Source organism: Vibrio sp. PID23_8 (assembly GCF_003584965.1).
Lineage (GTDB): Bacteria > Pseudomonadota > Gammaproteobacteria > Enterobacterales > Vibrionaceae > Vibrio.
This window is the reverse complement of record NZ_LIXE01000003.1, coordinates 1-26,655: the sequence shown is the minus strand read 5'-3', so window position 1 is coordinate 26,655 and position 26,655 is coordinate 1. Positions and strand designations below refer to the sequence as shown.

23 protein-coding genes and 5 pseudogenes are annotated in these 26,655 nt (G+C 44.5%); 7 read left to right on the top strand and 21 right to left on the bottom strand.

Features of this window, described 5'->3' with window-relative positions:
• Positions 1-105: 105 nt before the first annotated feature.
• Positions 106-1,482, bottom strand: coding sequence for an aspartate aminotransferase family protein (locus AK966_RS06610; protein WP_099078997.1), 1,377 nt, complete (start codon positions 1,480-1,482; stop codon positions 106-108).
• A 157-nt stretch (positions 1,483-1,639) separates the two neighbouring features.
• On the opposite strand from AK966_RS06610, the gene AK966_RS06605 reads away from it, so the two are divergent.
• From AK966_RS06605 to AK966_RS06595, 3 genes are all read left to right on the top strand, one after another.
• Complete coding sequence (locus AK966_RS06605) at positions 1,640-3,160, top strand: PLP-dependent aminotransferase family protein (RefSeq protein WP_310648444.1); 1,521 nt, start codon at positions 1,640-1,642, stop codon at positions 3,158-3,160.
• A 98-nt stretch (positions 3,161-3,258) separates the two neighbouring features.
• The gene (locus AK966_RS06600) at positions 3,259-3,993 is read left to right on the top strand and encodes a sulfite exporter TauE/SafE family protein (RefSeq protein WP_119463767.1); all 735 of its coding nucleotides are present in this window, start codon (positions 3,259-3,261) and stop codon (positions 3,991-3,993) included.
• An 11-nt stretch (positions 3,994-4,004) separates the two neighbouring features.
• Positions 4,005-4,775: an SDR family NAD(P)-dependent oxidoreductase gene (locus AK966_RS06595; protein WP_119463766.1), complete on the top strand. Its 771-nt coding sequence runs from the start codon at positions 4,005-4,007 to the stop codon at positions 4,773-4,775.
• A 101-nt stretch (positions 4,776-4,876) separates the two neighbouring features.
• On the opposite strand, the pseudogene AK966_RS06590 reads toward AK966_RS06595, so the two are convergent.
• A pseudogene (locus tag AK966_RS06590) lies at positions 4,877-5,036 on the bottom strand (amidohydrolase family protein); the annotation flags it as partial.
• A 229-nt stretch (positions 5,037-5,265) separates the two neighbouring features.
• Between AK966_RS06590 and katG the strand changes: the two are divergent.
• Complete coding sequence (katG, locus tag AK966_RS06585) at positions 5,266-7,446, top strand: catalase/peroxidase HPI (protein WP_119463765.1); 2,181 nt, start codon at positions 5,266-5,268, stop codon at positions 7,444-7,446.
• A gap of 133 nt (positions 7,447-7,579) precedes the next feature.
• Here the strand turns inward: katG and AK966_RS20000 are convergent, their stop codons facing one another.
• The 9 genes and pseudogenes from AK966_RS20000 to AK966_RS06545 form a co-directional block, all read right to left on the bottom strand.
• Positions 7,580-7,834 (bottom strand): hypothetical protein, encoded by a 255-nt coding sequence (locus tag AK966_RS20000; RefSeq protein ID WP_220473344.1) that lies wholly within the window; start codon positions 7,832-7,834, stop codon positions 7,580-7,582.
• 6 nt (positions 7,835-7,840) lie between these two features.
• Complete coding sequence (locus AK966_RS19995; RefSeq protein ID WP_220473343.1) at positions 7,841-8,122, bottom strand: flavodoxin family protein; 282 nt, start codon at positions 8,120-8,122, stop codon at positions 7,841-7,843.
• Between the two features lie 125 nt (positions 8,123-8,247).
• Positions 8,248-8,463, bottom strand: a pseudogene (locus AK966_RS06575) (N-acetyltransferase); the annotation flags it as partial.
• A 21-nt stretch (positions 8,464-8,484) separates the two neighbouring features.
• Complete coding sequence (locus AK966_RS06570) at positions 8,485-9,492, bottom strand: substrate-binding domain-containing protein (protein WP_119463764.1); 1,008 nt, start codon at positions 9,490-9,492, stop codon at positions 8,485-8,487.
• Positions 9,493-9,722: 230 nt separating this feature from the next.
• On the bottom strand, positions 9,723-9,974 hold the full coding sequence (locus AK966_RS19900) for a hypothetical protein (protein ID WP_182852610.1): 252 nt from the start codon (positions 9,972-9,974) through the stop codon (positions 9,723-9,725).
• Positions 9,975-10,014: 40 nt separating this feature from the next.
• Positions 10,015-10,497 carry a gluconokinase gene (locus AK966_RS06560; RefSeq protein ID WP_099079005.1) on the bottom strand — a complete coding sequence of 161 codons (483 nt, stop codon included), beginning with the start codon at positions 10,495-10,497 and terminating at the stop codon, positions 10,015-10,017.
• A gap of 33 nt (positions 10,498-10,530) precedes the next feature.
• Entirely contained in the window at positions 10,531-11,808 is a 1,278-nt protein-coding gene (locus AK966_RS06555) for a TRAP transporter large permease subunit (protein WP_099079096.1), read from the bottom strand.
• Positions 11,809-11,959: 151 nt separating this feature from the next.
• Positions 11,960-12,505 carry a TRAP transporter small permease subunit gene (locus AK966_RS06550; protein WP_099079006.1) on the bottom strand — a complete coding sequence of 182 codons (546 nt, stop codon included), beginning with the start codon at positions 12,503-12,505 and terminating at the stop codon, positions 11,960-11,962.
• A gap of 53 nt (positions 12,506-12,558) precedes the next feature.
• A complete protein-coding gene (locus AK966_RS06545) occupies positions 12,559-13,575 on the bottom strand; it encodes a TRAP transporter substrate-binding protein (RefSeq protein ID WP_119463763.1) in 1,017 nt (338 codons plus the stop codon).
• A gap of 254 nt (positions 13,576-13,829) precedes the next feature.
• On the opposite strand from AK966_RS06545, the pseudogene AK966_RS06540 reads away from it, so the two are divergent.
• Positions 13,830-14,144 (top strand): annotated as a pseudogene (locus AK966_RS06540) (type II toxin-antitoxin system HipA family toxin); the annotation flags it as partial.
• A gap of 288 nt (positions 14,145-14,432) precedes the next feature.
• Here AK966_RS06540 and AK966_RS06535 read toward each other — a convergent pair.
• The 3 genes and pseudogenes from AK966_RS06535 to AK966_RS06520 form a co-directional block, all read right to left on the bottom strand.
• Entirely contained in the window at positions 14,433-14,633 is a 201-nt protein-coding gene (locus AK966_RS06535; RefSeq protein ID WP_099079007.1) for a hypothetical protein, read from the bottom strand.
• Positions 14,634-15,151: 518 nt separating this feature from the next.
• Positions 15,152-15,364 (bottom strand): cold-shock protein, encoded by a 213-nt coding sequence (locus AK966_RS06530; RefSeq protein WP_099079008.1) that lies wholly within the window; start codon positions 15,362-15,364, stop codon positions 15,152-15,154.
• A 990-nt stretch (positions 15,365-16,354) separates the two neighbouring features.
• Positions 16,355-16,465 (bottom strand): annotated as a pseudogene (locus AK966_RS06520) (putative quorum-sensing-regulated virulence factor); the annotation flags it as partial.
• Positions 16,466-16,756: 291 nt separating this feature from the next.
• Between AK966_RS06520 and AK966_RS06515 the strand changes: the two are divergent.
• Complete coding sequence (locus tag AK966_RS06515; protein WP_099079010.1) at positions 16,757-17,656, top strand: alpha/beta fold hydrolase; 900 nt, start codon at positions 16,757-16,759, stop codon at positions 17,654-17,656.
• Between the two features lie 538 nt (positions 17,657-18,194).
• Here the strand turns inward: AK966_RS06515 and AK966_RS06510 are convergent.
• On the bottom strand, positions 18,195-18,836 hold the full coding sequence (locus tag AK966_RS06510) for an START domain-containing protein (RefSeq protein WP_119463762.1): 642 nt from the start codon (positions 18,834-18,836) through the stop codon (positions 18,195-18,197).
• 388 nt (positions 18,837-19,224) lie between these two features.
• Positions 19,225-20,697, bottom strand: coding sequence for a group II intron reverse transcriptase/maturase (gene ltrA / locus AK966_RS06505; RefSeq protein WP_119463761.1), 1,473 nt, complete (start codon positions 20,695-20,697; stop codon positions 19,225-19,227).
• A gap of 880 nt (positions 20,698-21,577) precedes the next feature.
• On the opposite strand from ltrA, the gene AK966_RS06500 reads away from it, so the two are divergent.
• On the top strand, positions 21,578-22,999 hold the full coding sequence (locus AK966_RS06500; RefSeq protein ID WP_119463760.1) for an anaerobic C4-dicarboxylate transporter: 1,422 nt from the start codon (positions 21,578-21,580) through the stop codon (positions 22,997-22,999).
• A 450-nt stretch (positions 23,000-23,449) separates the two neighbouring features.
• Here AK966_RS06500 and AK966_RS06495 read toward each other — a convergent pair whose 3' ends face one another.
• From AK966_RS06495 to AK966_RS06475, 5 genes and pseudogenes are all read right to left on the bottom strand, one after another.
• The gene (locus AK966_RS06495) at positions 23,450-24,163 is read right to left on the bottom strand and encodes a ZIP family metal transporter (RefSeq protein WP_053302055.1); all 714 of its coding nucleotides are present in this window, start codon (positions 24,161-24,163) and stop codon (positions 23,450-23,452) included.
• A gap of 138 nt (positions 24,164-24,301) precedes the next feature.
• Positions 24,302-24,637, bottom strand: coding sequence for a DUF1840 domain-containing protein (locus tag AK966_RS06490; protein ID WP_069489587.1), 336 nt, complete (start codon positions 24,635-24,637; stop codon positions 24,302-24,304).
• Between the two features lie 968 nt (positions 24,638-25,605).
• A complete protein-coding gene (locus AK966_RS06485; protein WP_119463759.1) occupies positions 25,606-25,851 on the bottom strand; it encodes a hypothetical protein in 246 nt (81 codons plus the stop codon).
• 41 nt (positions 25,852-25,892) lie between these two features.
• Positions 25,893-26,108, bottom strand: a complete 216-nt coding sequence (locus AK966_RS06480) for a DUF3820 family protein (RefSeq protein WP_119463758.1) — start codon at positions 26,106-26,108, stop codon at positions 25,893-25,895.
• Positions 26,109-26,111: 3 nt separating this feature from the next.
• Positions 26,112-26,605 (bottom strand): annotated as a pseudogene (locus AK966_RS06475) (DUF3313 domain-containing protein).
• Between the last annotated feature and the right edge of the window lie 50 nt (positions 26,606-26,655).

The window sequence follows — 26,655 nt, the reverse complement described above, 5'->3', positions numbered from 1 at the left end:
GTTACATCGAGCAAACTTGTTTGACAGATACGATGACGCAGTAGTATCACTGCTGCGTCATCGTGCCCTATAAGCTTTGGGCGAAAATTACGGTTTAATTAGCCGTTACAACTGATGAAAAACTTTTGCCATGATCGCCACGATCTCATCCGCTTGTTCCATTGACAAGGTTAGTGGAGGACTCAAACAGATGGTGTTGTTCAACGATGAAAACGACCGATTAGTGCGTCCAACGAGCAAACCATTTTGCATACACTTCGCAGAAAATTGCGCTAGAACGCTCTCATCTACCGGTAACTTTGTTTCGCGATCCTCTACTAATTCAAGGCCGATAAATAGCCCTTTCCCACGTACGTCCCCAATAATAGTAAACTGAGTTTGAAGCACTTCAAGCTGAGTTTTTAAGTATTCTCCTACATGGGCAGCATTCTCGACCAGACCTTCTTCCTCAATAATTTTCATGTTCTCAAGCGCGGCCGCCGGACCTATGGTGCAGCCGCCAAAGGTGCTGATATCTCGGAAGTAATCAAATTTATCACTAGGATCTTGCTTAAACAGGTCAAATACCGCTTCCGTTGTCACCGTGCAAGAAATTGCGGCATACGCCGAAGCAACGCCTTTCGCCATCGTGACAATGTCAGGCTTTAAGCCATAATGCTGATAACCAAACCAGCTTCCAGTACGTCCAACGCCACAGACAACCTCATCAACATGAATCAGGATATTGTACTTGTTACAAATCCTCTGAACTTCTTGATAGTACCCTTCTGGAGGAGTGATGACCCCACCTCCCGCCGTAATGGGCTCAATCACAATTGCACCTACCGTTTCCGGTCCCTCTCTCAGGATGACCTCTTCTAATAGTTGTGCCGCTTTAATACCATAGTTATCGCTATCTTCAAATTGACTACGATATTCACAGCAATGAGGAAACTCGACAAAACCAGGCGTAAACGGTCCGTACTGTTGACGTCGCTCCTCCTGTCCCGTTGAACTCAAGCAAGTGATGGTGGTGCCGTGATAATCTCGCTCACGATATAAGATTTTGTGTTTCTTTCCGCCATATTTCTTGTGCGCAATTTGACGCACTATTTTATAAGCTTTTTCATTCGCTTCTGAGCCTGAGTTAGAAAAGTACACTCGACTCATTCCGGGCATTTTTTCAATCAACTTGTTGGCAAACTCTGCCATGATTGGCGAACCTGCCGTGCCCGCAAAGAAGTTAAGGCGCATTGCCTGTTCCTTGATCACGTTAGCAATTCGCTCTCGACCATAGCCAACGTTGACACACCAAACACCGCCAGAACTCGCATCAAGGTAGCGATTACCATTCACATCCCAAATATATTCACCTTTGCCCGATGACATAATCAACGGCGCTTGCTCTTCAAATGGTGCATGTTGAGTGATGTGGTGCCAAACGTGCTTTTTGTCCCACTCCACTATTTGCGCTTTCATCTCTGGGGTTAGCTGCTGATCCATATTCGTTCTCCTTCCTTGCTTTATTTCAACCTAAAGCAATGCAAGGCCTCATCAATAGATCCAGTCGCATTTATTTATGGTGACAGGCGTCGGGGAAGCTATGGCACAGTTCCTGCGTTGCCATTCATTAGCGTGATAACGCTGATGGCTATAAACAATGGATATCAAACTGCAAAGGATGCGAACATTGAAAAGCGATTACTTAATGCACATACAATTCTCGCCAGAAAGAAGCTTACAAGAACAGATTCGAGAGCACTTACTGGAAGCAATACGAAACGGCATTTTTGGAAATAATGCCCTGCCATCGTGTAGAAAGCTCGCATCCATGTTAAGGGTGTCGCGCAACACTGTTGTACTGGTCTATGATCGACTCGTCGATGAAGGGTATCTAATTTCACAAGAGCGGAGTGGTTATTTCGCCAATCACAATGCCCTCTCAGAGAATCCGTTTCCTACACCCAACCAGCTAAATCACCTTAATCCCGACCAATTTAGTGCAAAACCTGCGCACTTTTGGTTCAAGCGCGTTAAGCATGACGTGACAACACAGCGAAACATTGCGAAGCCTTCAAACTGGAAGGATTACCCCTACCCATTCTTATTTGGGCAGCCTGATCATGCTCTATTTCCATTAAATCATTGGCGAGAGTGCTGTCGATTGTCACAGCGTGCCGGGATAGTCAAAGATTGGATTTCAGATTCGATTGACAATGACGATCTCGCATTAGTAAAGCAACTACAAACGAATGTATTACCCAAACGATCCATTCAAGCCTCGCAAGACCAAATCCTCATCACCATTGGCACGCAGAATTCGCTTTACCTTCTTGCTCGGCTACTCGGTGACAAAGAAACGCGTTTAGCCGTTGAAGAGCCCGGATACCCTGATGTTCGCAATATTTTTTCATCTCATGGCGCAACAATTGTCCCTATAAACGTCGATTGCCAAGGCATCGAAATCAATGACAAACTTAAAAGCTGCGACTATGTTTATGTCACGCCTAGCCATCAAGTACCGACAAATGTCACCATGTCAATGCAGCGACGCCAAGCACTGCTTCACGCTGCTGAAAAATACGATTTTGTCATTATAGAAGATGATTATGAAAGCGAAATCAATGTCCTTAGCCAAGCGAGCCCCTCGTTAAAGAGCCTGGACACTAACGGCAGAGTCATTTACATCGGTAGCCTATCAAAATCACTGTCTCCCGGATTACGACTTGGTTACATGGTTGCCGATGCGCCTCTTATCGACGCAGCAAGAGCATTGCGGCGGTTAATGTATCGCCATCCCCCAGCCAACAATCAGAGAACTTGTGCACTGTTTATCTCACTAGGCTATTACGATGCCTATTTGAGGAAACTGCGCAAGTGCTACCAACAGAGATGGACCACCATGCGGCAAGCCCTCATGAACCATCTTCCGCAGTGCATCACTACTGCAACCGTTGGTGGAAGCGCATTCTGGCTAAAATTACCAAATCACACAGATTGCGAGCAATTCACTGCCGTGGCAAGGGACATCGGCGTTTTGGTCGAACCCGGGACGATTCATTTTTCTCGATTTCAAAAAGATCATCGCCGTTATATTCGTCTAGGTTATTCCGCTATCGATAGCGACAAAATTGAACTAGGGATCAAAAAGCTAGCTCAGTTACTCAACGAAAAAGCGTAACCAGATATTTGTACCAACAAATATGACTAACTGGTACTAATAGAATCACAAGCACTTACCTACTATTCCCGTAACAACTTCAATTAAAGGGAGAGAGTATGGTAAGTGAGGTCGTTATCGTTGGCACACTGATCCTAGCCGGACTCATTCGTGGATATACCGGATTTGGCTTTTCTGGTCTTATGATCGTGGCACTGTCCATTTTCTATCCTGTTGCTGATTTGGTGCCGGCCATACTACTGGTGGATCTATTCATTTCCTTACCATTAGTTGCGACTTGCTGGAAACAAGCAGATTTCACCATCCTTACTCCATTGCTGTGGGCCACAATGTTAGGTATTCCTTTTGGCTTGGGTCTCCTGTATGCCTTGTCTGATGAACTTTTGAAAGTATTGGTACCAAGCACTATCTTGACCTTAGCTTTCCTATCCCGGCACCCTAGCCTAGTTATTCAAAAGCTGTCGCAGTCAAAACTGTTATGCGGGTTCACCTCTGGTTGGACGACAAGTGCGGTCTCTTCTGGTGGAACGCCAGTGGTTATGTACATGCGACAACAAGCGTTAAGCAATACCGTAAAACGCGCCTCTCTCATTTGCTATTTCTTTCTCGTCAACTGTTTAGCGGTCGGTGGAAATTATACCATCACCAAACAATGGGCGATGTTGCCGAGCAATCCGGTGATTTATGTATTGATCGCGTTCTTATCCGCATTAGCGGGTCGGCGGCTATTTATTTACAAGGACTTCGAATCTATCCATGAGGTTGCCTTTTACCTATTGCTAACGGTTTCCAGCGGCACCTTAATCATCGCGGTCTGGTCATTATTTTCTTAAGGAGATTACACATGAATACACGATCAACACCAACCGTTTTCATTACTGGTGCCACCTCTGGCTTTGGACGCGCAGCAGCACGTCGATTTGCGCAAGAAGGATACTCACTGGTATTAACCGGACGACGAAAAGTGCGACTTGACCAACTTGCGGACGAGTTAGCCATGGAATGCAATGTTTATACGGCTCAACTGGATGTAAGAAGCAGCGAAGAGATTGCAACCCTCATCGCGGATCTACCCTCTGAATTTTCGAACATTGAAATATTGATTAACAACGCTGGCCTAGCGCTAGGAGCAACACCCGCTCACCAAGCCTCGATAACCGACTGGCACACCATGATAGACACCAACGTCACTGGGCTCGTTAACGTCACCCATGCGTTATTGCCTACACTGTTAAAACAGCCCAAAGCCACCATCATTAACCTAGCCAGTATTGCGGCGAACTGGTGCTACCCAGGAGCCCATGTTTATGGAGCAAGTAAAGCTTTCGTGGCCCAGTTTTCCCGTAATTTACGCAGTGATTACGCCGGTACAAAACTGCGTGTCACGAGCCTTGAACCCGGGTTATCAGAAAGTGAATTTAGCCTCGTACGCTTTAACGGTGACCAAGCGAAATACAATGAGATTTACGATGAGACGAATCCTCTCCAACCCGAAGACATCGCTGACATCATGTTGTGGATTGCAGAACAGCCATGTCATATAAATATTAACAGCTTAGAAGTAATGCCTACCAGCCAAGCATGGGACAACTTTAAAATAGTGAAATCAAAATAGTGTTTGCGAATGTTCAGTCTGCACTTATCTTAAGCGCAATGCATTGTAATCTGTCTATAAGTATCGTTACCAATAAAAAACCGCGCTATCAAAAGCGCGGTTTACCGTGTGTTTTTATATACCACACCATCTTTCATGATGAGTTTCCGTGTTTGCGACATACTCAACGCCAGCAAGTGGGTTACCGTCGATGATCAACAGATCAGCATAAGCCCCCTCAACGATTTGTCCCAATTGACCGTTTTGGTAAGGGTGCTGATACGCTCTCTAATCAATTTGTTGTCAGTGCCATTAAAAACATTTGCGTTGATGATGAATTTTTTCATTTCGCTTTCCTCAGTAAGGTTGTTTTACTTAACTAATGGCGCCAGTTTAGCGAGAGCTTCGATTAATTAATTGCTATTACGCGACAGTCAAAAGCAAGCTCGAGAGAAAAACTTGCCATCCGTTACTACACTTTGAGAACACTCACTCAGTTAGGAAGCAAAACATGAGCGATAAGAGCACACATTCCAAATGTCCGGTTATGCATGGTGCGAATACCAATCAACAATCTGCAGAGTTCAATTGGTGGCCTAAAACTCTCAACCTTGACATTCTTCATCAGCATGATCAAAAGACCGATCCAATGGATTCTGGCTTCAATTATGCTGAAGCTTTTGACTCTCTCGACCTCAACGAGGTAAAAAAAGATCTGATCGATCTCATGACCGACAGCCAAGATTGGTGGCCAGCAGATTGGGGCCATTATGGGGGGTTAATGATCCGTATGGCGTGGCATTCCGCAGGGACCTATCGTATTGCCGATGGCCGAGGTGGGGCCAGTCGCGCGAATCAACGCTTTGCGCCAATCAATAGTTGGCCCGACAACGGCAACCTTGATAAAGCACGTCGCCTACTTTGGCCAATCAAAAAGAAATACGGTAACAAAATCTCATGGGCAGATTTGATCATCCTAGCTGGTAATATGGCCTATGAATCGATGGGCTTTAAAACCTTTGGCTTCGCAGGCGGACGAGAAGACATTTGGCATCCAGAAAAAGACATTTATTGGGGAGCAGAAAAAGAGTGGCTTCAGCCAACTGGTGGGGAAAACAATCGTTACTCTGGCGAGCGCGACTTAGAGAACCCGCTTGCAGCCGTAATGATGGGCTTAATTTACGTGAACCCTGAAGGGGTAGACGGTAAACCAGACCCCATTAAAACGGCACACGATATGCGAATCACATTTGCTCGTATGGCAATGAATGACGAAGAGACCGTTGCCTTAACCGCCGGCGGTCACACTGTCGGTAAAGCACATGGTAACGGGGATGCATCTGTACTCGGCCCAGAGCCTGAAGGGGCAGAGATCGAAGATCAAGGCTTCGGCTGGCTAAACAAAACGTCACGTGGTATTGGCCGCGATACTGTTACGAGTGGCGTTGAAGGAGCATGGACAAGCAACCCAACCAAATGGGACAACGGTTACTTCCATTTGCTCTTTACTTACGACTGGTGGGTGACAAAAAGCCCCGCGGGCGCTTCACAATGGGAGCCTGTAAACATCAAAGAGGAAGACATGCCAGTTGATGTCGAAGACCCGACCATTCGCCGCAATCCGATAATGACCGATGCGGATATGGCCCTTAAGTTTGACCCAGAGTATCGTAAAATTGCAGAACGCTTCCGTGATGATCCTAAGTACTTCGAAAAAACGTTCGCACGCGCATGGTTTAAGCTGACCCACCGCGATTTAGGCCCGAAATCACGTTACCTTGGTCCAGATGTGCCAGCGGAAGATTTAATTTGGCAAGATCCCGTCCCGCCAGTCTCATACCTACTAGCAGATGATCACATCGATTCACTTAAGAAAGCGATCCTCAATAGCGAACTGTCGATTGCTGAATTAGTGTCTACTGCTTGGGATAGCGCGCGCACTTACCGTGGTTCTGATCGCCGAGGAGGGGCAAATGGTGCACGTATTCGCTTCGCGCCGCAAAAAGACTGGATCGGTAATGAACCCGAAAGATTGTACAAGGTGCTTAGCGTACTCGATTCTATCCGCTTGACGCACAACTCCCCGATTAGCATGGCCGATTTGATCGTGCTTGCCGGTGGTGTTGGCATCGAAAAAGCAGCATCTAACGCAGGGTTAAACATTACCGTACCATTTAACCAAGGACGCGGTGACGCCACTGAGGATATGACCGATGCGGAATCATTTGATGTACTCGAACCGATTCATGATGGTTTCCGTAATTGGCTAAAATCGGATTATGTCGTCAGTGCAGAGGAGCTCTTACTAGAGCGAAGCCAATTAATGCAACTGACCGCCGTTGAAATGACGGTACTGGTTGGTGGTATGCGCGTGTTGGGGGCGAACTATGACGGTACTGCACACGGTGTGTTTACTGACAATGTTGGTGCATTAAGCAATGATTTCTTCGTTAATCTGACAGACATGAATTACTCATGGCATCCAACGGGTGACAATCAATACGAAGTTCGTGACCGACAATCTGGGCAAACTAAATGGACCGCTACACGGGTAGATTTGGTGTTTGGTTCCAATTCCATACTGCGCTCTTACGCTGAGGTTTACGCGCAAGATGACAACAAAGAGAAGTTCGTGAAAGACTTTGTGGCCGCATGGGTGAAAGTGATGAATGCGGATCGCTTTGATTTATAATTCATATGGTGAATAAATAACACCCATGACAAAGCAGTGCTACATATTGCACTGCTTTCCTCATTTTACACTCTGGTGCTATATACCACTACTGAACAATAACGCTTCACGCAACGTTATTTCACTCTCGATGTTATTTCACAAAGGACGCCACACGTTGACCAAATTGTTTTGCGGTTTCCAAATCCCCAGCACAGGGAGCTTCTTCTGGTAAAGCATCCGCAGGGCTCTGCGCCAGTAACCCGGCGGACCCACCAAGATAGTTAATATCGTTACGCTGCGCGTCTTTCGTATTAGCAGGCAATGCACCTATGCCTATCCAAACCATGCCATGTTGCATCGCCAATGTGATTAGGTATGAGATTGTCACGCCTTTATCGCCATTCATTGATGCTTAGTTAGTAAAACCTGCGGCGAACTTATCTTTCCAATCCATATTGAACCAACGCTTACTTGACGCATCGGCAAATTTTTTAAATTGCCATGAAACCATGCCCATGTACGTTGGTGAGCCAAATACAATGGCGTTCGCCTCATCTAACTGCTTCCATTGTTCTTCTGTAAGTTCACCATTTTCATCGATCTTAACCAAAACGGCATTCGCGCCCTCAGCGACTGCGTGAGCTTGCTTCTCTGTATGTCCATAACCACTATGATAAACGACTGCAACTGACATGCTTATTCCCTCAATGTGAATGATTCAAACTACATTGTAGAATCGTTTATATGCCTCACAAGGCATCTTAGTTGTAATCTGCGAAAGTAAGCAATATCGACGAGATATTATGTCGTTGTTTTTTCTCAACCAACGTTGCGTGCCACCATAAACACCTCATCTGCTGAATACAGGTTAGAGATGGTCGCTTCAATCTCTGCACCTAAGGTGTCTTTATCCAGATTCTTGACAAAGTTATCCGCTCCCGTTGTGACAACGACATGCTTTAACACTGCGTTTTTCTTGGCAAGTTTACCTTTCACTAAAGGCAATGTTTCAGTAATCAATTTACGTGCAATACCTTATCGAGACAAGGTGTCGAGCTACAAGGTTTCGCCAAAGTAAAACTGAGTTTCTAGATCAATACACCTTTGCTCGATTTTTGCCAAAGGATCGGTGATACGCTGCATAAGATGTTCAGCGGCGATCTTACCAATTTCTTCTCTGGGGGTTATCACGGTGGCAAGTGTTGGTTTGATCACCGATGAGATATTGTGACCATGAAAACCCACGATGGATACATCTTTTGGCACGCCCACATTCTGCCGTTGACACTCATAGAGCGCACCAATCGCGATGTCATCATTGGTACAAATGATGCCGTCCACCTCTGGGTGCTCTGCCAACATGTTTTTCATCAGCGTTGCGCCAAGCGTATATGACGACGATTCCATGGTGGTTATCACCAGAGGCTTTAAGTCTTGAGCCACCATAACCTGTTCGTAACCTTTAATTTTTTGCTTGGTACGCTCATCCATCCGCGCCGCGAGATAGGCAATGCGTTTTCGGCCTCTGTTGATTAGCTCTCTGGTGGCGTTCTGACTGGCTTTGATATTGTCAAAGCCAACCGCTTGCTGAAGCGGCTGCGAAATGGAGTCCATGATCTCAACAATCGGAATACCAGACGCGTTAAGAATCTTTTTCGAGCGCTCAGTGTGATAGCTTTCCGAAAGAATGATGCCATCAACATTGTAACCGAGTAGCGTTTCAATGCGTTTTTCTTCAACATGTTTCCCGTAACCATAGTGAGCAATCATGGCCTGATAACCATTGGGCTCAATCACTCCCTCAATGCCGCGCAGAACTTCATCAAATACTTGGTTAGTCAAGGAAGGAAGAAGCACACCAATCGAATAGCTTTTCGCTTTGGAGAGTATGTCGGGAGCGCGATTCGGTACGTAGCCTAGCTCTTTGACTACCTCGTCAATTTGTACTCCTACTGCTTCAGAGACCTTGCTTGGGTCTCTAAGAAAGCGGCTGACCGTCATTTTGGTGACCCCAACACGATCAGCAATATCTTGTAGGGTCGGTCTCTGTTTTTTCTGCATCATAGGACTTCAAAATAGAATTAGGACTAGACTACTATCATTTGTTGCAGCCATCATAACCTAAGTCCATCGCTTCCATCATCTCTGTTGGCATTGATACACCTGGAATCAAGGCGATAGGCTGACTAGCGGCATGCTTGAGTAAGCGGCATGCTTGAGTAAGCGCGCATGCGCTCTCGGAGAGATGACAAACTTAGTGCCCGCTTTATCCGCTCTGGATAGTCGTGGTAAGCTCAATGCGCACTCACCATATCGTTGTATGAGGTCACGATAGCGAGATTGCTTTTGGTAAAATCGAGAATGGACCGTTTTTCTCGCTCTGTGGCGGCCGCAACCGTGTGAGCAAGGTTCCCACACGCAAGCGTAGCGCGCATTTTTCCTTTGCTGGCTGAACGCTCTATATTGTACAAGTACGTTTTGCGACAGGTTTTACTTCGCGGAACAATATTGTGTGCCACTTCGGCAATTACAGTGTTAATCGTCATGATAGTTTACCGATGGGCTGCTCGCGCTGCCCATTTTCTGTCAAATCCTAGACAGGATGTCTTGAGTAATTTCTGCTGGAGTCTGTCTAATATCAATATGTAACGCTTCGCTTTCTGAAGGTTCGACTAAGGTTTCAAATTGGCTCTCTAACATAGCAACACCTTTGAAATAGTGTCCTTGCCGTGCTTTATGCCTTGACCAAATAGTCTCAAAATCCCCTTTCAGATAGAAAAAGCGCAGCTCTTCACACTCATCTCGCAAAATATCTCGATATTCGGGTTTAAGCGCTGAACATGCCACAACCAGCTCGTCCTCTGTCTTTAGCAGCCTGTTAAGCCTCAGCAACCAAGACTCTCGATCCTCATCCGTTAATGGGATGCCACTTTGCATTTTCTGGACACTGCCTGGTGAGTGATAATCATCGCCATCAAAAAACGGAATGTTTAGCGCTTTAGCAAGTGACTCGCCGATTGATGACTTCCCACATCCGGAAACGCCCATAACGATGTACTTCTTTTTCATACTTATTATCTCTATCAACGCCGTCGGACAAGCTTATTTCCACCACAGAGCAAGCTCTGGGAAAATAATCACCAAGGCCAGAACCGAAATCTGTAAACCAATAAACGGAAGTAGCGAACTAAAGATCTCACCAAGGCTAATATCCTTTGGCGCAACCGACTTCAGATAGAAGGCAGCAGGGCCAAAAGGTGGTGATAGGAAAGCGACCTGCATGTTCAAGCAGAACACTACGCCGAACCAGATGGGGTCCATGCCTAGGCTAGTAATGATGGGGACGAAGATGGGCATAGTCAGTAGTGCGACACCGACCCAGTCAAGAAACATTCCTAACACAAATAGAATGACCATCATGATCAGTAGTGTTGTCATGGCATTGCCGCCACTGAGTGCCAGAATGATCTGCTCAACAAAGTTGATACCACCCATGAGATTGTAAACACCCACCAGCGCTGAAGCGCCGATACCAATCCACATGATCATGCCGCAAGTGCGCATGGTCGCGATGGCAGACTCTTTGACCATAGTCCAATTCAGTTCACCCCGAATAGCCGCACTTACTGCGATTCCCACAACGCCAAGTGCTGATGCTTCAGTCACCGAGGCCACCCCAGTATAAATACTACCGAGGACAGTAGCGACCGATAGCAGAGGAAAGAACAGAGCTTTGAAATAACTTGGGTGCTCTTTGACATCTTCTTCTAACTCTTGGGCGGACGGCAACGGCGCTAAACTCGGATTTAACTTACAACGAATCAGTACATAAGCGATGTAAAACAGAGCAAGGATGAACGCGGGCAAAAACGAAGCTTTGAATAGGTCACCAATTGAAACCGATGCGGAAAGGCCATAAATGATGAGCACAATGCTCGGCGGTAACATAGTCCCAAGCGCGCCCCCCGCACAAGTGGTACCAATCGCCAATTTGCGGTCATAACCCAGACGGAGCATTTGCGGTAGCGCTAGAATACCCAGTAGTACCGTTTCTCCACCAATCACTCCCGACATCGAAGCAAGGATGACCGCGACAATCAGAGTTTGAACCGCAACACCACCACGGACTTTACGACCAACGCTTTTCATCGCGTCAAACAGATCTCTTGCAATACCCGAACGGTCAAGCAATGCCGCCATCAAAACAAACATGGGGACGGCGAGAAATACATAGCCATTCACAAAACTATAAATTCGACTAGTGACCAATGGCAGTGCATCAACACCGAACCAGCCAAGGGTGAAAACAAGGGCTACCAAACCTGTCACAAAAGCGAGTTGCATACCCGTTAGCAGCAGGCCAATCATCAAAGCGAGCATTAATAAGCTTCCGGAAGCGATACCAATAGACGAAAGCTCACCAAAGATCACGTATGAGGCCAACCAGATCAACGCAGCAAAAACAACGGCACCACCAGAGAAAAATGCCAAACGTAGACGATTATCTGATTCGGCTTTGGCAGGAGATAAATTAAGCATTGATCTCTTCCTTTAGTTCTTTTATTTCATTAATCAGATGTAGTAAAAACTGAATGAACATTACACAAACTGTCAACAGAATCAGTCCCTTAAGAAGTGCCGGGAATGCAGGGTTCCAGGCAGTTCCTGAAGTCTCTAACCTCAGCTCGCCCCAAGGCGCGAACCATGAGCTGTTGACCATTTGCCAAGCCGCATAAACAAGTAAGCCGCTAAACAGCAAACCTGCTAAGTGGTGAAAAATATTGAGGTAATGCTTTGTTCTCTGTGAAACCGAATCATAAATAAGTGCGACTCGTACATGCTTATCGGTCGCTAGTGCGTATGCGCCGCCAATCACAAATAGCGAACCACCGATAAACGAAGCCGTTTCGTGAACCCAAATGGTTGGTGCATCAAAAACGTAACGGCTCACGACTTCATAAAATGAGATGATGACGGTGAAGGCAAACAGTAAACTGAGTATTTCGCTCACCTTAGCAATGGCTTTGTCTAGGATGTTTATGGGCATTTCAGCCACTTTTGTGTCTGAGTTTTTCATCGTGCTGTATCCAGAATAAAGGGAGATGAAACCACCTCCCTATGTGTTGTGGCTTATAGAAGACCCGCACCTTTTAGGTATGTGGTAATTGAGTCATAGACTTTTTGAGCGTTTGGCGAACGCTGAGCATATTTTTCCCATTCCCCCATCGCGATTTGACGGAACTTCTTACGCTCTTCCTGAGACCAGTCATGAATCGTAATACTTGGATTGGCTTGCGCCTCTTTAACTGCCGCTTGGTCAGCAATGCGCAGCTGTGTGGTGATGTCTTGAGCGAAATCACGTACCGAGACCGTCATAATCTCTTGCAAATCGGCTGGCAGTTTGTCCCATTTCTTCTGGCTCATTGAGATATCAATGGTAGGTAAAGAGTGGAAACCTGGCTGAACTGGGTGTAGCGCAATATCATTCATCCCAGCACTGTGGTTAGTCGAGAAAACGGTATAGTCAGCAGCATCGATCACGCCCTTGCTCAAACCGGTAAAGACTTCAGAACCCGGTAAGTTAACCGGTGTTGCGCCTGCGGCAGCAAAAACTTGCTGAACCAGACCTTCCGGTGCACGAAGTTTTAACCCTTTGAGGTCATCAACACCATTAATTGGCACTTTGGAAACGAACGATTCAACACCTGTTGTTGAGCCGCCGATATATTTCACACCGTAAGGCGCATAAAGCTCAGTCATCATTTCATAGCCGCCGCCGTAGTTGATGTACTCAAGTAGTTGGCGAGTATCTGACCAAGCACCTACCATGTTACCGATAAGACCAAACGCAGGATCTTTACCTGAGAAATAGCCCGTAGCGGTAATGTGGCCGTCGAGAACGCCCATTTTGATAGAGTCTAGCGTTTCGGTATGTTTTACCACTGCACCTACCGGGAGTAGGTCGATTTCAATTCGACCCGCAGACATTTTTTCTACAGTCTCTGCCCACTCTTTTTGTACTTGGAAGTTCTTATCTCCAGATGGGTCACTCGACTGAAACTTGAAGTTGAAATCAGCAGCAAGTACAGAAGTGGAAAGTAGAGTGGTAGCGACAGCGATAGATAGGGTTTTGAGGGTAATGTTCATGAGTAGATCCTTTTCTCTCTTTTATTTTAGTAATATGTTACCGGGAACCATAATAATGTTATCGGTAACATTGGGTAACATCTAAGAGACTGATCACAATTGATTGAATAGTGCTGAAGCTAAACAGCACACTATCAAGTTTAAGGAAGGCTGGGGTCGTGCTGATCATGTTCGGAGGTTTAACAACTCGCTCAAACGGTTGCTGTCGATAGAGAGATGTGTCTAGAAGGTTCTGTCGTAATGTCGATTGGAGATTGGGGATTGGGGATTGGGAAAGCGAAGATTTTCAAAACCCGCCGAAAGTTCACTTCCAACGCCCTATCACCAGCTATGATTTAGCTGAATTCTGCGCTCTGCTCGGCTATTCAGGCACAAAAATGGCTTCAATAATGCTAAAAACCGATGGTGCTATAAAGAGCGCCCTAAAGGAAACGATTGGGTTTACCCAAACTCAAGGGATAGATGATGGAGAACGTGAACACATAGAACGATGTGCATCACTCATCCAAACAGAGTGTGAATACTTGCTAGCGCAAGCCGACAGTGTGCCAATGACTTTGCTAAATTAGATAAACACGGATTAAGCCAGCTATTGCGAATTGCTGAGACACAAGCTTGTCAGAATAAAGAAGAGCCTGCTTCATACTTAGAAACTGTTTATTCTGATAGCTTGAGAGCGTCTTTTAATTTCGCAACTTCTGATTATGGAGAGTATGGTTTGCCCTCTTGCATAGCTGTATGTTCAACACCAGTGTAACACTTAAAAATTTAATACTAAGTGGGTAAGAGAGATAGCAATGGTTAGTAGAAAAACTTGGATGCATTGTGTATATAATAGAAGAAACTATTTCAACTTATTAATTGTTATTAATATATCGTTCAGCATTTGCAAATAACTTATCGCACAATTTTTTCTGTGCCATATACTCTGATGAACCTTCGTTCATACATTCAAGAATTTCTTTAGCTTCTTGATATTCTTTTACCATAACAGCAAATCGTTCTTCGAAGTTATTTTTCTTCGTTTTCTTGCTTGATTTTCTTACTGGTTTTCTCATATCACTTCTTACCTTATAGATCCCAATTTTTTCTTATCGTTCTAACAAAATATTTTCAATTTTATGAATACTATTAGAACCGTCATCTGTACTAGATATCTTACTTTTGTCCGTATTGAATTTATACTTCGTTGATGGTTTTTTCAAAACTCAGTCTCCTTCTCTAACCTGGATATAAAAAAACTAAACTCTTCCCGCATGAATCTTTAATTTGGCCAGGATTTTCAAATTCAAAATAATGAAAAATTGAGTTCAAAGAGTCTGGTATTTAATCTAGGAAGAATATGACGCTTTAGTACATCACTATTTAACTTATGTATGGTAGCAGACCAAAAACCATCACCATCATGAAAACAACATCTTATAACGAACAAATAATTTTTTGTCCTTTGGTTATTCCCTGTTCACACAGAAAACAATACCAAATATGTCTTTCGATTAGTTTTTCGAATCATCGGACTCATTATTAAATATAATGAAAAAAGATCTCTCCTATCGAAGAGATCTTTTTATAATCTTTATACTAAAGTAACGTTGCCAGCTTGTGGTCCTTTGTTACCTTGTTCAACATTAAAAGAAACCTTTTGGCCTTCCGCTAATGTTTTGAAACCTTCGCTAGCAATTGATCTGAAATGAACGAATAGGTCAGCGCCACCGTTGTCAGGTGTGATGAATCCAAAGCCTTTAGTTTCGTTAAACCATTTTACTGAGCCAGTTGTTTTATTTGACATAATATATCTCGATACATTGAATGAATTAAAAAGAAAGCTACTAAATAAGGAATGAAGAAAAAGGTATCGCAGGATAGATATGACGAACTTAATCGAATAAAAACTGAGAAGATCTTGAACTAAATATATTACCAATAGCTCACCGTTTGAGCTGACGACACTATACACTATGTACACATAATAGATATGTATTTCTTCATTTAATTTTATTGTCTATTAAATCAATCACTTAAACACCAACACCTGGTAAATGTATGGTTACGTAAATTGAAAATCAACAGTATTATTAGAATAATTATTGTAAAACCGATATTCGATACAAGGATGATGCCTGTTTCTAACGTCAAATGGGCCAGTTCTGCATTACGACGATACCATCATATTATGATGACTCTCTCAATCCAAAAACGTTCCATTGCCTCAAAAACATCTGCGTTATGTAGATCCGACATATAGCTATGATTAATAACATAAATTTTCTCTGCTTGCTCTTGAGCTTGAAGTCTTAATTGACTACTCAAGAGAATCGTTCCGTCACTACTTTCACCGAGACTCGAATTCCCTTTTTTATAAGCAAAAATCAATAATTGTGGCGGATGTTGATTTTGAAAGGACTGACACCATCACTTAGTTTGTTAAATCTCGTCATTCTGAACCGCGAGGTACGAGCATGATTCAGAATCTACTAAACAATTTCCGTGTGGTTCAGGTCAGTCATTAGTTTAGAAGCGTACTTTCTGAGATTCCTAGTCTCGTGTGGACTCGCTGGAATGACAGCTTTCACTTACACCGAGAGTAATGCCCCTACTCTATCACTGAAAATAGAACAAAACATAAACACCAAGTTCAAAAATGACGAGCTAATTGGTTCGCCTTGTATGATCAGGACTTGATGACTCGCTTTTGTGCAAAAAAGAGTCAGCCTAACGGTCTGACTCTTTTGAATGAGAACACACGGTATCGTGGAAGAACTTATAGGGCGGTGGCAGGTTACATTCGCTTTAAAGGTTTAACCACACTGTCTAAACCTTCAATTTTCAGTGCAAGGCAAAGCTTCAACAAATCACCTAGCTCCCCTTCTGGGAAATCCTTCTTATCAAACTAAAAGAAAACAACTTTCTTTGGGAATATCCTTCATTCTATTGCTTTAGCTCACCTATTGCCCTTGGCTGCGTTACTAACCCCATTATTTTAATTACAACAGCAAAGCAACCGTTGACTTGTCTATAGGTTCATAGTTTAAAGTCCACATCTAAATGATTGAGTCCGCCCTTGTCCACACACCTCCAATGGCAGAAACCACGAGCGAGTGATACTTAAAGCGATTCAATCTCAGCAATACTTAGGGTGATTCGGATAACCCGTGAACACTTCCAAGCAAAAGGTCAATCTATGAACGTCAAGCATGAAAGAAACTTCCTAAAGTTATTTTTTCTTTCCATCCTACTGCTAGTACTGTCAGCATTCAGTGGTTTCAGCACAGCGGAACCGCTCGCTAGCTCCCGATACGGCGTTGCGAATACAGACGATGGGGAAATAATTGCCTATAGCGTAACTGGGAGTGGCGATACCGCCATGATCTTTGTTCACGGTTGGAGTCTGGATAGCCGCTTATGGCAAAACCAAATTGATTTCTTTTCGCCCCAATACAAGGTAATCACGCTGGATTTGGCTGGACACGGCAATTCATCGTTCAATCGAAAAGAGTACACCATGCCTGCTTTTGCCAGTGACATTAAAGCGGTAATGAAGAAAGAAGACATCGACAACGCAATTTTGATTGGTCACTCTATGGGCGGCGGCGTGATTGCAGAGGCAGCGAAGCTAATGCCGAAAGAGGTCATTGGCATTATCGGTGTCGATACCTCGCAAAATGTCGCCGCGCCTTTATCGCAGGCCGATCTCAACATGATGACCAAACCATTTGAAGAAGACTTTCACGCTGGTATGACAGAGTTCGTAAAGAATGCGTTCCCAGCAGACGTTGATCCTGATGTGCTGGAATGGGCAACGCAAGATATGGCCTCTGCGCCCAAAGATATCGCACTTAATCAGTTCCGCCATTACTTGGGGCAGTACATCACAGGGGAGTCATATCGCGTATTTGAAAGTATCAATGTGCCTGTGGTGTTAGTAAATGCACGCTTATGGCCGACCGATTCTGAAACCAACAAAAAACACATCAAAAACTACAACGTCTATTTCATTGAGGATTCAGGACACTTCCCGATGCTAGAACAGCCAGAGAAGTTTAATCAGCTTCTCTTAAAAGCAGCGCAATCTATTCAATGATTTACAATATCAAGGCTCTTTTTGTATTAACAAAGAGAGCGTAAACCTTGCGCTTTTTAGATCGCTCGTTAGCTACTCAATTGGAATTTTTTCCAAATGTTGTAATCGTTAACGAGCGGTTTCGGATAATTTTGTAATGACGAGGTTGGAGCAACATGGCGGTCGATTCTGAATAATAACGGCGTTGATTCATTTCATCTGTTTTATGGTATGCACTTTTATTTCTCATTGAACTTCCAAGTCTATATGACTATGTGAAAGTCTAACCTATAACAGCTTCAAGATGGAATCGGTTGGGAATGCCTGATATTTATAGGTATATCAAGTGATCTTCCCCCAAACCCATAGACAGATTACTGGCATTACGAAAACTAAGTCAAATGATGGTTTAATAGAGTGAGAGGCTAATCAGGCGTAACTTTGAATGGGGCAGAATCGAGTTACCTGTCCCGGGCCAAGCTCAACTAAGGGGTAAACCACAAAGTATGCAGCCTCCCGCTCATCTCTGAAACTCTTCCCCCTCCCTACATGCCTCACATTACTCCTCTATTTGTGGATGAGAGTATTGCTGGTACTCCGGAAGTTGGTCTCTTAAGCTGTCAAATGTTGATCGGGCACTCTGTTTAGATAGCTTATTTATCAGCCAATTTGGCAGTAACCCCCCAGGGTCAGCAAAAGCCTTATACTCTATTAGGGTGGTGCCATTGGTGCGTTTTTTTAGTGTCCAGGTTGCATCAACAGAATGGATGCGAATGTAGCCTTTTTGGTCAGCAAGAGTCGAGCTAGGAGCGTCTTTGATCTTTATCGTGAATGCCTGTTCATCAACCCAATACTTAGAGTAGGTGACCATATCTCGATCTCTTGCAGGCCATGTCGCCAAGAATTGCGTATAGACGATGTTTTCAGTAGCGGAAATTTGATTTAGAACTCGGCTATGGCTTGCTTTATCAATCCAGTGAGGTACATTTTCACTATCTTCTAATAGAGTTAAAAATGCGCCGTAACTGGTTGGAGTAAACATTCTTGCGCGTATCTCAACCAGACCACCTTTATGCTCACGAGAATAAATGCTTATTCCATCACTGTCGCTATCAAGCTGCCAGTAGTTGTTAGTAGTTGCGTTTAATGAACCTGATATTAATACGTTAACCAAGAGCGTACTAACTCGTAAAGCAGCCATGGCTCACCCAACCGATAATTTAACCTTAGTTTTAAGCATAGTAGCATAATGTCGAATCTAGACCTATTTCAGAAAGACTTAACAGCCTGCAAATAAATATGAAATGGTGCTAACTGAAAGTCATTTTTTGCACGTTTCTGGAAGAAAATGCCGCATAGCCCCTTCAGTACCAGCATGAGGAAAAGTATTGCAATCCCAGTGACGTGAACTGCCACTGAGTGATCGCACTAAGAAGAAAAGGGGCAATTTCGTGTTACATGCCCCGCCAACACACCTTTGTCGAGTAGACGACACTTGTTACCAAGTGCCGTCCCTCTAAGAACCGTACGTGCAACTTTCACTGCATACGGCTCAAGCCTCCACTAAGGCGTTATTGTTACCCAGCAACTCACAAAGCAGTGGCAACAGGGTCAAACCATGAGTTACGACCTGTATTTTTCACCTTACGTTCATTGAGAAAACCTTCCCAAAAAGGATCGAACGGGTTCGCTTGACTCATGATTTTTACATGTCGCTTGATTGGCACTTGACCGATTTGAAACAGTCGGATCACGCCATACAGTCCATCCTTTTTAAACCAGCCATGGAAAATCCATTGCCCTTGATAGTTTAGAAAGTACTTGTGTGCGATCCATTTACGCCCCTTGTTTGGGTGACGCCTGACTGACCATCGCCATAACGCTAGAAACATCTGATGTCCAACATAGCCGAAGGTTTGTTTAGCAACACAATGGCGATAGTAATTCGCCCATCCTCGTAGTTTTGGATTCATCATCTTGATGAGTTCGGCTACTGGGATTGTTGCGTGTTTTCTGATGAGGTCACGCATGTTTCGTAAGAATGATAATACGTTGGACTTACTCGGTTTAATGAGCAGTTTTCCTTTGTACTTTCTGGCGTTAAAGCCAAGAAAGTCGAAGCCATCATTAATATGAGTCACATGCGTTTTCTCTTCAGAAAGCGCTAAACCTCTTTCTTGTAAGAAAGCCATCAGTTGCGGCTTAATGTCATTCACTAGGACTTCCTTTGAAGACCCCGTGATAACAAAGTCGTCAGCATAACCTATAAAGTTTACTCTGCTGCCTGTCTTGTGAGCGATAGACTTAGTTAACTTTTCTAGTCCGACAAGAGTGAGCAACATCAGGGTGGGTGAAATTATCCCGCCTTGTGGTGTTCCCTCTGCCGTTTTGTAGAATAGCCCTTTGTCTATATAGCCACATTCCAGCCATTGCTTGAGCATCCTTTTGTCTGTCGGGACATTATCAAGTAGCCACTGGTGACCTATCTTGTCGAAACAAGCTTTGATATCCCCCTCAAGAACCCATTGTGCTGCTCCCTTTTTGCACAGGCATTTGAAGCACTGCTGTATTGCATCGGCTGCGCTTCGGTTAGGTCTAAAGCCATAGCTGTTAGGGTCGGCAATTGTTTCCGATATAGGTTCTAGTGCTAGAAGATGTAACGCTTGTTGCGCTCGGTCTATCATGCACGGGATACCTAATGGTCTAAGTTTGCCGTTTTTCTTCGGGATATAGATTCTTCTGAGCGGTTTGGCTCGATAGCCTTTTCTGCTCAGTAAGCTGACTGCCGCCATTCGACGTGCATCGGTGTTCCAGATGTCGCCGTCAATTCCTGGCGTTTTACTGCCTTTGTTTTGTGATACTCGACGAACAGCGAGAAGTTTTGCTGCTTTCGAGTGAGTCAGTATCCACTGTAGTGCTTTCGCCTTACCGTGCTTACCTTCTCGGATTGCTTTTGCAATGCGCATCTGGAGCCTTAACACATGGCGCTCAGCCGCTTTCCAGTCGATGGATTGCCATTGGGCGCTGCCAGAAGGGGCACTCACTTCATGAGAAGAGATCATCTGCGTTCCTTCTTAAATAAAGTTTTCCAAATCATCTTGCAATGGGAGACCAGTTGGAAGTGGGCACACTTTCGTGTCAGACATCCGTCTGTATCTGCATCATTACAATGCAGCATTCGCTTTTTCCAACCTCCTTTACCAGCACCGCTATCGGCTCTCTTCACAGACAGCTTTCCCGAAGGAACGATACTGGCTTACCGTGTTCCGCATGTCGCGCAATATCAGGGTAGATGCCCACTATAGTGCGAGGAGCCTATCGATCACGAAAGAGTATTGTCCAACCTCTTTCCTACTCCCATCGCCATTTGGCCACAGCGTATTAACCACTTCCGCTGCTTCATGTATAACGCACCTTACATGGATTCACTTTCGTTCATCATACTGATTCCCTAGCACTCACCCAATTCGTGGTTATCAGGAGGAGCATTCCCTCACGGTTCTGCTCCCGTTTGGCACAGTGCCAAACTTCGTTACATTGTCAGGCTCGCTTCTTTATTCAGAGCCTTAGGGTCGTCTGGTGATACAAACGGTTCACTCTTTTCGCGGTGAACAGCGCTTCATGCGACTTCACGTCGCACGGACAAAAGTTTGTTAGTGGCTTTACTAAATTAGCGTTTAATGGATTATCTTAGGTATCTAAAAACTTCTAACCTAATGGCCAAATTTACTTATTCACTACAATCAGGATGCATTGAAATGTCCAAAAACAGAATACGTTCTTTGTTTTTCATTCATTATTCACTGCTATAATCATGCGTCACAAATTCAGAACAGACCCGTCATCTGCACTTTATTTTGTTTTCATTCTTGTCCTTCCTCAAAAATAACCGCCCGTACTCAGAATAAGATGAAGCTAGTTTTCTAGTTTGGAGAATCTACTATGTTCTACGTTCATATGTTGTTACTACTCGGCGTCATCTTTATCGGGATTCGGTATGGTGGTATTGCATTTGGCTTGTTGGGAGGTTTAGGGGTTTCGATCTTAAGCTTTGTATTTGGCGTTGCCCCCGGTAAAGCGCCGATAGGTGTAATGCTGATCATTCTCGCAGTGGTCGCAGCTTCTGCGACATTGGAAGCGACCGGCGGTCTGAAGCTACTAGTCGGATACGCAGAAAAACTGCTACGAAAACACCCGTCCAAAATCGTCTTCCTTGGACCACTATGCACTTACACCTTGACATTGTTGGTCGGCACCGGCCATTCAGTTTATCCTCTGCTTCCGGTTATTTATGATGTGAGCATCAAACGCGGCATTCGTCCAGAACGTCCAATGGCGATAGCGACTGTGGCCTCGCAAATGGGGATCACTGCAAGCCCAATCGCAGCGGCAGCGGCAGTAGTGATGGCAACCGCGGCAAGCAACAATCTGGATATTACCCTGGGTCAAGTGCTGATGGTAACCATCCCTGCCACTCTGTCAGGCGTACTGATTGCAGCCACGTGGAGCCTAAAGCGCGGCAAAGAGCTACATGAAGACACCGAGTTCCAAGAGCGATGCAAAGATCCTGGCTTCAGAGCGCAGCTGATTGACCACTCCGCCGAAGAGAATGGTGCGGCTTCTGTCGAAAATGACAAGAAGGCTAAAACCGGTCTGACTGTGTTTCTGTTGGGTATTCTTTCGGTAATTTTTGTGGCCATGTTTGGTAAGGATTTGGGACTGTTGCCGCAAGGCGTTAGCACTTCAACAGCGCTACAATTCTTAATGCTGTCGGTGGGTGCCATTATATTATTAGCTACCAATGTTGACCCAAACAAAGTGGTGAAAACCAATGTATTTATCGCCGGTATGAGTGCGGTGATCATAATCTTCGGTATTGCTTGGATGAGTGACACCATAATCACTTACAACAAGCCTTACATCATCAGTCTGGTAGAAGATGTGGTGAAATCGCACCCTTGGACGTTTGCGATTGCTATGTATGTTTCCTCTGTGTTCCTAAAGAGCCAGGCAGCGGTGCTGACCATTATGCTGCCGCTTGGTTTTGCGCTAGGCATTCCAGCAGAAGTTCTGATTGGCGTACTGCCAGCCTGTTATGCCTACTACTTCTTCCCGTTCTACCCGTCCGATCTAGCGGCGATCACTTTCGACCGTTCAGGCACGACCATGATTGGGAAATACGTACTCAACCACAGCTTCATCACTCCTGGTTTTATCGGTGTGTTTGCTGCAACTAGCATCGGTTATGCGCTGTCTGTTGGTATGCTGCCACTGTGGGTTTGGCTGATTGCACTGGGCGCGATGATCTTTGCAGTCAATGCTTACATGAACCGTATGACGCATCAGGAACTGACCTTGGCTTAACCGCCAATGTTCCCTGCGTGATAACATTAATACGACAGAAGTCGCTGATATCATCAGCGGCTTACTTTTAGTGCCTGAATGAATTCAATCTCCGGCATGTTCACTCATTCAACTCCATGTGAGTTGAATCGCCACTTATAGCCAATTTTTAGTGTGGCAAGGAAATAAGGGGGGGGGGTGAATAGATTAGTTTTAACAAAGATAATGTCGTGTTTCGGAACCTGAGTGAATAGGTGCCTTAAATAGACATGAGGCACTTCTGAGTTACGAAGTGCCAACTGTGAAAATTCTGGACAGAAGTTACTTAGAGTATCTACTTAATTTAGAGAAGACCGAATTACTTTAAGGAAGGAAAGCTGTATCTGCCCTAAGCAACTATACTAATCTACCTGGAGAGTTGGAGCCTAGTCATAGTTGAATAGACTCCAAAAATAACACTTCGCTATTCAATTACCTGATAATCATCACTCCAACCATGCCAAGCACAAAACCTAGCACCGCGCCCATCGGGGGCAACCAGTGTTTTGCGAGTTTTGCTCTTGGAGCGATATCTTGAAATACGGAATATAAAATACCTCCGGAAGCCACAAGCACAATCACAGCAATGGCAATAGCTTGGTCTTGCATCCATAGATAGCTGGACACCCCGCAAACAGGACCGAGAAATGCCATCAAAAAGAAAATGGCCATGATTTTTTTCGGACCGAAATGATAAGAGCTGTTCAACTCACGATATGCGTTAAAACCCTCAGGGATATTTTGCAATGTGATTAGCGCCGCAAGCAACGCCGCATCTGTACTTCCGATTGCAAATGCAGTTCCAAGCGCCATGGATTCAGGGATGAAATCAAGGAGCATCGCAACGAGTTGACTAGCTGGCGTCTCAAATTTTAGAAGATACACGTCAAGCATCATGAAAATGAACCCACCAACCAGGAGGCAAGTCGATGCTATCAACGGATCAAGCTTGGCAATACCATAAGGAACTAATACGAGAGCTACAGCAGACAATAGAGCACCACCACCAAATGCTGTAATGCTGTGACTGAACTCGGCCTCGAACAATCGTGACTTAAATTTTCCGATGCTGGCCAGAAGTGCGCCGAAAGGCATAGCCAGTCCCGCTGCCAATGTGAGCCCAACAAGAATTACGAGGTTATTCACGAGATGTACTGCCTAGACATAATGATTCCATACGCTGTGTCAGCCTCCTGCACAAGTCGTGGTGTCAACCGTTAGGAAAGCTATTTATTGCATAATATGTACATTAGACGAAATACCCTGGTATGTCTGAAGCAAATGTTATGGGGTATCCCACATTACGTCGCATTTAGCATCTATCGCAGACTTTAATAGTTCTACTAATGGAGCTGCGCGGAGATTCAGGCTTACTACCTGTTCAGATAAAGCTTCATCTTCATCATCTTCAACATCTCCAGTGGCAGAGGTGTCTTTTTGAGCCGCTGTACTTTCTGCAGCGAGTGAAAACGTTAATTTAGAAAGTGCCTCAGGGATATCTGGGGCAAGAATAGCACCGGGTACTGTACCACTATGACCCATCATCTTTATCAGTTGCAGGCCAATGTCACCGAACATTGTGACGTTAGCATAGCTTTTGCAGCGAAATGTAATAAGCATGTACAGCTCCTGTTTTTACTTGATTCTTTTGAAAAGAATTACGCTCTTATCCTAAGTAAAGTCAACGGTGACTACTGATCCTGCTCTATCCAAAGTAGAGTCGCGAAGTAGTATCGAAGGTAAAACCTAAATCATCGTCGGTTTATTCATTCTCTATTATTGGTTTTCCATCCGAAATGACGAGTCTTAATTAGTACTTTTGTAAAGGAGTAGAGTTAATATTCCTGCTATCCGCTTTTTCTAGCACTTTTTCAACTGATTGATTATCAATGATGAACAACCACCTACCAAAAAATGGCGTCATGTAGATGGCATTTGTTACAAGTGATTGCATTTTCTTACGTTGACCCAAACAGTATAGTCGGACTCAGTATTTAAAAATACTTTTCTCGCTTGCATTGATGTCCTTCCGACTAGTGGTGCTTATAAGTAGTTCATTGCTCCTGTTTGCGCCTCCGTTTATAGGAATGAGGAATGCAAGTCAAATCATCAAAGTTACTGGGGTGTTGTTACATTTTTAACATTTAACTAGAAGATCAAAATGAATCGTAACTCATTTGGCAGACACATTTGAATAAAATAATCTTTGCATACGCTGGGATTCACGAGCAGCTTGTTTGTTAGCTCTATCTATTGCTTTAACAACCTTTATAGCCGCTCGTAAACCACCACCTCGTCGAGCCAACAATTTCTCCTTTAAAGTTTTGTAATTATTGACTTTTTGGATTCCAGAGCAATCGAATGTGTGCAACTGATGCTCATGTCAAACAGATGGCATATTTTTAGGATTTATGGGGTGTAAAAGGGATTACTTTTAGTAGGTCAAATACATGGAGCATCAGTTGTATAGAGTACTGGCTCTAAACGATTTTGGGGCAAAAAAGAGTCAGCCTAACGGTCTGACTCTTGTGAATGAGAACACATGGTATCGTGGAAACACTTATCGGGCGGTGGCAGGTTACACTCGCTTACTCCTTAAGCTGATGACCCGTCTTCTTCGCTAGTTCTTGCATCGCCTCGGCAAACGTTGTTGTCCTGCCTTTCGCTTTAACTTGCACTACCTTATACCCCATCTTTTCCAACGCTTGGCGTTCTGCCAAAACAGCGTTGTCACCTTGCTGACTACCTTGAGCAGGCTGATGAATGTACCACCCCTCTAGTTGACCATCTTCGACCAATTGGTGGTGTTTCAGTGCATCGATATCAAAATTCATAATAAGTCTTTTAATTTAAAATGGGGAGTTTCTGTGGCAGGTTACATTCGCTTTAAAGGTTTAACCACACTGTCTAAACCTTCAATTTTCAGTGCAAGGCAAAGCTTCAACAAATCACCTAGCTCCCCTTCTGGGAAACCCTTCTTATCGAACCAGAGTAAGTATTCTTCTGGTAAATCAATCAGCACACGTCCTGAGTACTTGCCAAACGGCATTTGTATACGAGCGAGTTTTAATAAGTTTTCTTTTTCTAACATTAACTACGGTGTCTGTCGGGATAAATCTTGGCTAAGAATAACACCCAAGCGATCGACCCACCAGTTTGTTGCATCTTTGGCATCGTCTAAAGAATCAATCAAGGTCGAGAAGTCTTTGTTTCCCGCTTGACGGTCTATTGCGGCAAAAAGATAAGTATCGTTTTGGGCGTCGCTAACCAGTAACTCAACCGTTGCTGAACCTACATTGGTGTGCACACCTGTGGTGGTTTTCGAGATGGTAGAAGTCCCTAAGCCGACAGGCTGAATGCTCGAAGTGACGGCGAGTACTGGGTTTGGCGTTTCCACATTGTTGATTGCAATACTTAAACGCAATGTTTTCTCTCCCGGTTAGTCGATAACCACACTATCGTATTCATCCAGTTTGTTTTTCAATCGAGTCGCATCACGCAACCCAACTCGCGCCCAAATTAGGTCCACACCACCTTCTGATCCACGCGACATTCCTTATAAGAAGTGAATTTTCTGCCACTCACAATAGGACCATTAGCACAATCGACTAACCCCCCCCCCCCAACAAACTGACAGA